The sequence below is a fragment of the Sphingomonas sp. 2R-10 genome, from assembly GCF_030062225.1.
GTDB lineage: Bacteria > Pseudomonadota > Alphaproteobacteria > Sphingomonadales > Sphingomonadaceae > Sphingomonas.
This window is the reverse complement of the sequence record NZ_JASCXF010000006.1, coordinates 128498-137622: the sequence shown is the minus strand read 5'-3', so window position 1 is coordinate 137622 and position 9125 is coordinate 128498. Positions and strand designations below refer to the sequence as shown.

Below are 9125 nucleotides of genomic sequence, written 5' to 3'. Positions count from 1 at the left end.
GCGTTCGCCGCCGAACTCGAACAGCAACGGGCGGGGTTAACCCCGCCCGTTGCTTCGCCTGCGCTCATGCGCGACAACACCGGTCGGTCTCTGGTTGCCGCTGGATGAAAGACCGGGGTCACGTCAGAGCCCCCCTGACTGGTAGCGTATCTCGGGGAGCTGCCCTGGACGGTGTGGACCACAGGTCGCCACGATGACCTGATCAGCGTCCGTGTTGACGATCAGATTGGCATTGTGTGTCACGATGATGATTTGCCGACGCTGTTTTGTGCTCCGGAACCGCTCAACCAACTCCACAAAGATCGAGCGCGGATCGAGGTTTTCTTCAGGTTGGTCGATGATGAGCGGACGATCGTCGTCGGTGTCGATCGCTAGGTAAAGCAGAAGCAGAACAATGCCCCGCGTGCCGGGTGACAGCCGCTCCACATCGGTGCCATCGTACTGGATGCCGTAGGCGATCTGGATGTGATCGGTCCCGTAAAGCCAAGCGGAAACGTCACCCGCCCACTGGCGATAATCGGCAGCCTCTGCAGGGTCGCGCCGATTGTAAGGGCAGCATTCGATGATCGCTGCATCGTGTGCCTCACGGAACCCGGCTAGCGCGGTGGACACCTCTTCAGCCGTCCCCCCGCTCCAGGCCGGTAGAAGGGCGGCGCGAGCTAGATCGGCGAGCGACCCCTTACGCAGCTTGGACCCCTTACGGAGATCCAGCAGCGCCTCTCCTTTCCGTGCCCATGCTTCAACGTCGACCCGGCGACGAACCTCGAACGACAGTTTGCGGGCTGAACCAGTTTCGGCGTCAATGCGAGTTGCCAGTGGAGCATAGAGGCTGGTTAGCTCGGCCTGCTCGCAGACGATCGCGTCGAACACTCGGGTATAGGCCGCTCGGCGTTCGTCGCGGATCGCTAGCAGGCGCGCTGGTGCCTTTTCCGCCGTCTCAATCTGGCGTTGAAGGTTAGCGGCCTGCCCTTCATCGACTGCAATTTTGCTGTTGAGTGCGGTGAGTGCCTTCGCTGCCGCTCGATCCACCCCGATCAGTGCTTCTAGGCGCTGGGCTTCAGCGGCAAGAATTGCGATTGAGAGCGTTCCGAGCGGCGCGTCTTGCGGCAGGTAGGACGTCTTGGCGGGAGGAGCGGCCGTTACGATTGGTATGGGCGTGCCGGCCAGCGCTGTCAGTGCGGCGACTACTGCTGCGCGCTCGCCGGCGATAGCGCCGTCAACGTCACCGGCGAACTTAAACTCGAACCGCGGCCACAGCGCCTCTGGCATCTGCGCGGCTTCATGACGTTGGCGCATTTGACGAAGGGCGTCAGGAAAGGTCCGTGTCTTTGCGAGCAAAACCTCACGCGCAAGGGTGTCCAGCCCATTGCGGCGACGCTCGAGCTGTTCGTGCTCCGAACGGCGCTTCTGCAATGCTGCGGCAACGACGTTGTAGGTATTGAGACGAGCCTGATCCCCGCCACTTTTCCCGACCAGGGCGGTACGGTCTGCTTGGGCCTTGGCGATCGTGCCCTGAAGGGTCGTCAGCTTGGCCCGGAGCGGTACGACGCTTGCCTCTTTTTCACGTTCGCTGACGAACTCCGTCGACAGATCGCGCAGTTCGTCCTCCGCTTGGCCCCGAGCGGTGCGGGCGCTTTCCGCGCGCAGATCGAGGAGTTGGCCGAAATCAGTGGCGCCGAGCCGCTCTTCCGTCGGATGAGCGAGAAAGATCACGCGCTGTATCTCGTTCAGCAGCTCGTCGGTAAGCCCTTCGGCCGAGCATAAGCGATCGACAAATTGCTGAGATAAATAGCGCACCTGCGGCTCATCGCTCTCCCCCTCTCGTTCAAGGAGATTGGCGATGGTCTCGCCGCAGCCTGAGCCGTCATCCCAACTCAAGTCGACCTGCGCGCCAGCAAGGTGATCGCGAGCGCGATACACAAAGGAGAGCTTGTTGGCCTTCAGTGACAACGCTGAACCGCCAGCAGCAATCAGATCGGCAAGAGCCGTCTTGCCCGAGCCGCGCGCGCCGATAATCCCGATCAGGCCTGGATTAAGTGGGACGACGGCGTCGAGGAGAAAGGGGGCACCCTTCACTTCGACCTCTGTCATCACCTGCGAAGGCTGCGCTGCTGGCGGTGCGGCTGTTCCAACAAAAACCCGCATTTCTGGTTCGAGACACGCCTGCCGCAGCGTCTCAAAGGTTACGCGCCCCTTCAACCAGCAGCGGCGATCCTGGGCGGGCGCTGCCACAGTCTCTGGTCGATGGGCGTCGCTGCCGTGCAGGCATGGCTTGAGGCCGCCATATTCAGAGACCAACGTCTCGCGCCCCACTGGCGTCTTCCCGAGCCAAAATTGTCGATCGGCTGGCCGGCCTGAGAAGATGATCTGTGCCGCACGTTCGATTTCGCGGCGCAACCGTTCCAGGGAAGAATCGCCTTGAAGCCCTGCCGTCCCGTCCTTGTTGCTGGCGGGCACCGCGACCAGGATGTTTTCCCGCGCCCAAGGGCTTGCCTTCATCGCTTCGCGAAGGTTGGCGAGGTCGACCTTGAACTGGTTGGTGCCTACTTCGAGAGCGCGTTGGTCGCTGGTCGCATTGGCGTCGTGAACGCGACCGAGGCGCATGATGTCGGCGGCTGTGCAGCGATAACGCTCGTCCTTGGCCTCGAACCTGAGGTCGGACAAGAAGGCATGCAGGCGCGTCAGATGATCGTCATCGTCGGGAGAGACAAGGAGGTGGAGGTTGACAGGCGAGCCTTTGTCGGTGCCGACACCAAGCCGCAACTCGACATTGGGGAAGATCAGATCGACGTCGGGCATCCGCCCGGCCGCCTTGTATGCAAGCGCCTGCTCGTAAGTGGCGGTGCTATAATAGTCGGTGATGCCGAGGGCACGGACCCTTGGTTCCGATGTCTCAATCCGGGTTAGGAATTGCTCCCACCCGTCCGCGGCCGGATATTGATCGGCAAGAATGGTGCCGGGGGTATGAATATGTGGGTCCCACCGCTGCCACACTGACCCCCTGCCAAGCTGTCCCGCCATATTCCCGCCCTTGTCGATGCCCGTTTCGGCATCTTATGGAGCATTCATATGGGTTTGACAGGCCGCAAGTAAGGCATCGAAGCGAGTGCGGCAGATAAGCCAAGGGCCGCCCTTTTGAGGCGGCCCCGACCGTTTAGTTCCCTCTCGGGAAACGGACACTCCCCGAGGGGGAGGCCGCAGATGCCTCCCGATATAGAACCTGCTACTAAAGATTCAACTAATATCTAACCGCCCCCGGGGAGGTCTGTCAGCCCTCCGGGGCGAGTACCGAGGGCACAGGCAGCCAAGCCAGCGCTACACGAAGAATGGCGTCGAACTCGGCTTCCGGCATACGGGCTATACCGCCCTTGTCCGGCACGAGCCGACTGACGGCGACCGTCGTCATCTTGTCACAAATCGCGAACGCCGCACGCCCGTCGATCGTGGTCTGAAGCGGCACGGCCCACTTATTGCCCGGCTGCGCCTGCGTTGAACATGGGATCACCGTCACTGCGCCATGCAGCGTGTTCCGATACGAGATCACGATCACCGGCCGACGCTTCCAGAACTCCGGTAGCTGCGCGTCCTGAGGGAAATCGCACCAGAAGAGCTGACGGATCTTCGGCGCGCCCTTCAGACGCGGCGCCACCCGAGGTGGTGCTTCCTGGATGTGCGCGTTCATTCGTCGTCGTCCGTCACCAGACGCAGCTTGGGCGCGCCCCGCCGGTTCTCGCGGCGCTTCGCCAGTTCGGACTTGTCCTTCATCTCGGCCAGCTTCTCCGCGGCGAACGGCGCTGCCGCCTCGATCAAGCCATCCAGATGGTAGATGTTGGTCCGGCTACCGGTGTCCGTTCGCCGTTCCTCGCGGCGAATATACCCGGCCCCTTCCAGCGCAGCGATGTGCTTCTGGATCGTGCGCGGGTGGACGTTCATCGCCTTCGCCATCGTCGTCTTCGACGGGAAGGGCTTGCCTTCGGCAGTCCACCACTTGCTCGCGAGATACACGACGATGTTCAGGTCGAGCGGTTCGAGCCCGAGTTGACGCTGGTTCTCGATGATGACGCTTGGCAACGCCGTCCAACCCGCCTCCATCAGCGGCTTGGTCCATTTCTTCTCGTTCGTCCGCAGATCGCCGCTGCTGTCGGTTTGCTTCTTCGCAGCCATGTGTTTATTCCTTTCTGGCTGCGGATATGACCCTCGCGCGGGCGGCCTTCAAGTTCGAGGGGGCGGCCGTAGGGCCACCCCCCTAGGGCGCTAATGCCGCCCACTCCCCGGGCTTTAGCGCCCAGGAGGCGGGAGCCGCCACGGGCCTACAAAGTATAGGACATCCCCATATAGGATCCGCTCAGGCTACACTCCTAGCGTATCAACCGAGGAAAACCCAACGGGGAGCCCCCACGGCCTCCCAGTCGGTAGCAAATTCAGGCGAAAGCCTCGTCGGCGAGGTTACCGTCGCGGGATTCGACGATCAGCGCGACCGTGTCCTCCCGATCGCGCGGATTGAACACGCGGCCGACCACCGTCCAGATCGAGCGGTTCTGCGGGTCGTTCCGATCCTGACCCGCGATCACGCCGGGATCGAGGATCGTGTCGCCGATCGCGGGCACCTGACCGGCAAACTGCTAAGGGCCATACTCGATGCCTCCGTCGAAGACCTTCCCGGCAGGATCACGATGCAGAATCCGGATGCTGGTCATTTGCTGTGCTCCGTCGGGGCATTGTTGCCCATCCATAAACAGCAGATCGCCCAAAGCGTGTGTCCTGCCAAGGCATCTTACGCGGTAAAGGACAGGCCCTTGGCCCGGGGCTGGCTCGCTGGCGCCGCAGCCCTCCCCCGAAGGTCCGCGGGCGCAAGGAAACACCAAGGGCGGCTGCCCTTTCGTTCCCGAACGACAATCAGGCCCCCCGTGTAATCCGCCAGGCTGCAGCCGATTGGCTACTCAGCCGGATGAGCATCGAAGCCATGTCTGTCGCGGCGTAGATCGATCGGCAGTGTCGTTGCAAACGGGCGCTGTATTTTCCCACTCTCTCTCGCACCGGCCAGGCGCGAAATCGACCCTTGTAAATGAACCATCGAACCGCGCCGACCTGATGATTTTGGTCGGTAGAGCGACGCCCAATCAGAGGGCGTCGCGCGGTTCTGTGCGCCCATTCCGGGCAGAAGGAAGAAGCATATGTCGATCAAAGGCACACTCGATCCGATCCACATCGGTGGCCGGACACGCTCGCTAATGCGGGACAGCGGAAGGTATGTCGAAAAAGGCTGGTGGGGCGTCGACGATAACAACACGCCGCACATCGGCCCTTATGACAGCCGTGAGGCCTGCCAAACGGCCTGCGACGCCATCAACGATGGTGATGCCTAGGTAACGGCCTGGAGCGATCAGAGGATCGCTCCAGGCTACTATGATCGCGCGCGCCGGCTTCGCTTCGCGGCACCGGCGCGCGCTCTTGGTCGCTGCGTGTCGCGATCGGCACCATGAGTTTCCGGTGCTACCGCCCCTTCCTGATGCGGGCAAAGTCGGTCAGACCCGCAGCCTTGTACGCCGCCATCATATCGCTGCGCTCACCCAGCGGCGTTACCGAACCATGGGTGATTTCGCCTAGCGTGTCACAGATCCGGATTGTGGCCCGAACCGTCGTCGAAAGCCATGTGCAGAACCGCTCCATATCGGGCGGGTAAACGAGGTCCGTTTCGGACGGGAACATGCCGTGCTCCCCATCCGGCGCGACATAGGTGTTGATTGCGGTCTCGAGCACAAACACGTTGAGCATGACGGTGCCGTTCAGTTCGCGAATATCGGGCAGCATCCGCAGCTCCGGTCGCCACTCATAGGCCTTGGCCATCAGCGTCTCGTTGAGATGCCCCCCGAAGACATTGCGCAGATATTTGGCAAACCGCAGGTCGCCGTCGAGTGCTTTCATCTGCTCAGCCAGCTGCGGCGCGTCCCGGTACAGGAAGCGCATCGGACCTTCCAGATCGGCGAGATTTCCAAGCGCCATGAGCGCTGCTTTGATGAAGGGAACCCACGTGCCGGCGGGCCCGAGCTGGCCCGTCAGTTCGCCGTCCGCCGAGCTTAGGTCGCCATGGATGATCCGCGACGTGAAGTAGATTCTCTCGATGGGCGTCATTGGTTCTCGCTTAGTCCGTTACAGCCACACTGAGGGCGGCGCGCACGTCGCTGTCGAAGCGGCCGTACGGCTTGCCGAGTTGCCAGTCGGCAGTGTGGATCAGGCGTAGCATGGGAACCCTCTGGCGGTGCGGTTTAAGACTGTCGAGCGGGACGTCCTGCCCCCTCCCCTACCCCGCCACCATGTGACGTCAGCGGATGGCGATAACCTTGACCTCGACGGCATCGGCGATCTTCTTCCAGTTCTGGTCGCTGGTCCATGCGGGCAGACCGTCGCGCCGCGCGAGTGCCAGGCAGAATCGGTCACCCAGGCTGAGCCCCGCCTCGGCTGTTGCCGCCCGCAACCGCCCGGCAATCTGCGCGAGCGCCTTGTCGGCCGGCACGATCGTCAGCGGCAATGGATCGAGCATCGCATCGACTTCGCGCTCAGGCATACCGGCATGGACGAAGTGGCTGACGACCTCGGCATAATTGACGCTGCTTACCCGCGCCTCACCGATCTCAGCCGCGACCTTTGTCGCTCCACGCTCGCCCTTAAGCATGGCAATGATCGCAGACGCGTCCAGCACCACGCTCATTCGCCGCTCTCTTCCCGACGTCGGGCAAGGAATGCGTCGACGGATGCGTCGGGATTACCGCCAGTGTACTGCTTGGCCAGAGCCTGAGCGCGTGCCACAGCCTGGCTTGCCGTCCGCAACACCACGCCGTCCTCCGTCTCGTCGAGGTAGACTGCACCACCGCCACTCAGACCAAGTCGCTTCCGGACGTCCGCTGGCAGGCTCATGCGCCCGTTAGGTGTAATGTTAATCTGCAAGGTCATATTAGCACGCTAGCCCCGATGTACCACATTTACGCAACATAGCTGACGGGGCCGTCAACGACAATAATGCAGCTATCGCGCCCTTCTCTTATGCCCATGTCAAAATCGACATTGCGTGCCACACTGCTTCGATCCTGCCAAATGCATATTTTCGCAGGTGCGTTTTGGGTATGCCTTTTGAAGACCGGCGCTAAACCGGTGCCTTAATGGCGCTTTACCCACTCAAAAAAGACTGGACAAACAGACACCACGTATCGAAGACCAAACCATGTTTATCCGGGCCTACCTCCGCGCATCTACCTCCGAACAGGACGCATCACGCGCCCGCGACGTCCTCGACGCCTTTGCGGTTGAGCAGGGACTGCGGATCGCGGCACGCTATGTCGAAAACGAAAGCGGGGCCAAGCTGCATCGGCCTGAGCTGTTCCGATTGCTCAACGATTGTGAGCCCGGTGACGTGCTGCTGGTGGAGCAGGTCGACCGGCTCTCCCGCCTCACTTCCCCGGACTGGGTGCGCCTGCGTGGCCTGATCGATGCCAAGCAGGTCCACATCGTCGCGCTCGACCTGCCGACGTCGTGGACCCTGACGGCGCCGGCTGACGAGTTTACCGGCCGGATGTTCGCCGCGGTCAACGCGATGATGCTCGATGTCCTCGCCGCGGTAGCGCGCAAGGACTATGAGGATCGCCGTCGTCGCCAGGCTGAAGGGACCGCTAAGGCCAAGGCCGCTGGCCTCTACAAGGGCCGCCCCGCGAACAAGGCACGCAACGCTGCGATCTCCTCCTTGCTGAGCGATGGCCGCAGCTGGCGCGAGATCATGGACGCGACTGGATGCAGCCGTACCCTGCTTGCCAAAATCGCTCGCGATCACCGGCTCCTCAAAGCGACGACGGCGGTCGAAACGGACGGCTAAACCAGTCCCGTAACTCCATCTCGATCGAGCCATTTCGGGAAAACGGTTTCGGGAACAGGTTTTGGGAATGTTGCCCTGCTCGCCTCTGAATACGGCCCCTGCCCTGCCACGATCTCACCCGACCTTCCCAATCGGGAAAGCTCACATGAAGAGCGCGGGTCAATGTGGAACGGCAGATTACCTCCCACCGTTGATGAAGATGATATCGAATTTGGATATGATCGGCCGCCTACTGCTGGCCGCAGCGCTCGGTAGCCTCATTGGCGCAGAACGCGAACGGCTTGCTTGGACGGCCGGGATACGCACGCACATGCTGGTATGCGTCGGCGCTTGTCTCTTGATGATCGTGTCGGCTTACGGGTTCGAAAACGCCAAGCAGATGCCGCACGTTGTCCTCGACCCCTCGCGCATTGCGGCGCAGGTTGTGTCAGGCGTTGGATTCCTCGGCGCTGGCTCAATCCTTCTGCGCGGCAATAGCATTCGCGGATTGACGACCGCCGCGAGCATCTGGGCCGTAGCCGCTCTTGGTCTAGCCGCTGGTGGTGGACTGTATGCCGCGGCGGGCGTGACGACGGTCATCATTCTCATCATCCTGGCCGGGTTGAAGCCGCTAGAGGATGCGTACCGTGCGCGTGTGCAAAGCTGCGTTCTCCACGTACGCGCTGAACACGACGGGCTTAGCGTCGACGATTTGAAGCGACTGCTCCGGATTAAAGGCGGGCAGATACAGCAGCACACCCAGGTTCCAGTTGAAGATGGTTTAGACGATCACGTCCTTCACTTGGCGCGAGTGTCGCGATCGGACATGCGGCGAGGTGCGCAACGGTTGGCGGAACATGCCGGGGTTCAAGCGGTAGAGGTGCAGCGAAGGGGTTCAATCCCAGCATTAAAAAGAGGAGAAAGAGCATGAAGCATTGTTTGGCACTAGCGGTTCTTGCAGCAGGGCTGGTGAGCGTTCCGGCTTTGGCAGACATGCCCGGCAAGGGTTGGATCAAGCGTGACAAGGTAGGCCAGATGCTGGCCCGCAAAGGCTATCATCTTACCAAGATCGAAGCTGATGATGGGCACTGGGAAGGCGAAGCAACGCGCCGAGGTGTCACATACGAGTTCCACGCCGATCCGCATACGGGAAGGCTCACCAAGTTGGAGCGCGATCACTGAGTTCACGCACTTGAGCAGCCCAAGCGGTCAGCAATCGCTTGGGCTTCTTTCCCGAAACACCATCCTCGTGGGAAGGCCCTGACCGTCTCGCGTGCCGTTC

At 61.7% G+C, this 9125-nt stretch carries 10 protein-coding genes and 1 pseudogene; 4 read left to right on the top strand and 7 right to left on the bottom strand.

The features are described 5' to 3' along the window. Positions 1–126: 126 nt before the first annotated feature. The 4 genes and pseudogenes from QLH51_RS04650 to QLH51_RS04635 all read right to left on the bottom strand — a co-directional run. Positions 127–3021: pseudogene (locus QLH51_RS04650) on the bottom strand (TrlF family AAA-like ATPase); the annotation flags it as partial. 247 nt (positions 3022–3268) lie between these two features. Next, positions 3269–3682 (bottom strand): type II toxin-antitoxin system PemK/MazF family toxin, encoded by a 414-nt coding sequence (locus QLH51_RS04645; protein ID WP_283514374.1) that lies wholly within the window; start codon positions 3680–3682, stop codon positions 3269–3271. Beyond that, positions 3679–4164: a helix-turn-helix domain-containing protein gene (locus QLH51_RS04640; protein WP_283514373.1), complete on the bottom strand. Its 486-nt coding sequence runs from the start codon at positions 4162–4164 to the stop codon at positions 3679–3681. The genes QLH51_RS04645 and QLH51_RS04640 overlap by 4 nt, the downstream gene beginning before the upstream one ends. A 257-nt stretch (positions 4165–4421) precedes the next feature. Then, the gene (locus QLH51_RS04635) at positions 4422–4607 is read right to left on the bottom strand and encodes a hypothetical protein (RefSeq protein WP_283514372.1); all 186 of its coding nucleotides are present in this window, start codon (positions 4605–4607) and stop codon (positions 4422–4424) included. A gap of 567 nt (positions 4608–5174) precedes the next feature. Between QLH51_RS04635 and QLH51_RS04630 the strand changes: the two genes are divergently transcribed. Next, complete coding sequence (locus tag QLH51_RS04630; RefSeq protein WP_283514371.1) at positions 5175–5366, top strand: hypothetical protein; 192 nt, start codon at positions 5175–5177, stop codon at positions 5364–5366. A gap of 127 nt (positions 5367–5493) precedes the next feature. Here the strand turns inward: QLH51_RS04630 and QLH51_RS04625 are convergent, their stop codons facing one another. The 3 genes from QLH51_RS04625 to QLH51_RS04615 form a co-directional block, all read right to left on the bottom strand. Beyond that, entirely contained in the window at positions 5494–6132 is a 639-nt protein-coding gene (locus tag QLH51_RS04625; RefSeq protein ID WP_283514370.1) for a hypothetical protein, read from the bottom strand. A gap of 190 nt (positions 6133–6322) precedes the next feature. Further along, complete coding sequence (locus QLH51_RS04620; protein WP_283514369.1) at positions 6323–6709, bottom strand: type II toxin-antitoxin system VapC family toxin; 387 nt, start codon at positions 6707–6709, stop codon at positions 6323–6325. Continuing rightward, positions 6706–6951 carry an AbrB/MazE/SpoVT family DNA-binding domain-containing protein gene (locus QLH51_RS04615; protein ID WP_022676113.1) on the bottom strand — a complete coding sequence of 82 codons (246 nt, stop codon included), beginning with the start codon at positions 6949–6951 and terminating at the stop codon, positions 6706–6708. The genes QLH51_RS04620 and QLH51_RS04615 overlap by 4 nt, the downstream gene beginning before the upstream one ends. A gap of 268 nt (positions 6952–7219) precedes the next feature. Here QLH51_RS04615 and QLH51_RS04610 point away from each other — a divergent pair, with 268 nt between their 5' ends. The 3 genes from QLH51_RS04610 to QLH51_RS04600 all read left to right on the top strand — a co-directional run bounded on the left by QLH51_RS04610 (position 7220) and on the right by QLH51_RS04600 (position 9025). Continuing rightward, positions 7220–7864, top strand: a complete 645-nt coding sequence (locus QLH51_RS04610; RefSeq protein WP_283514368.1) for a recombinase family protein — start codon at positions 7220–7222, stop codon at positions 7862–7864. 193 nt (positions 7865–8057) lie between these two features. Beyond that, entirely contained in the window at positions 8058–8774 is a 717-nt protein-coding gene (locus QLH51_RS04605) for an MgtC/SapB family protein (RefSeq protein ID WP_283514367.1), read from the top strand. Continuing rightward, positions 8771–9025, top strand: a complete 255-nt coding sequence (locus QLH51_RS04600) for a PepSY domain-containing protein (RefSeq protein ID WP_283514366.1) — start codon at positions 8771–8773, stop codon at positions 9023–9025. The genes QLH51_RS04605 and QLH51_RS04600 overlap by 4 nt, the downstream gene beginning before the upstream one ends. The last annotated feature ends 100 nt before the right edge of the window (positions 9026–9125 follow it).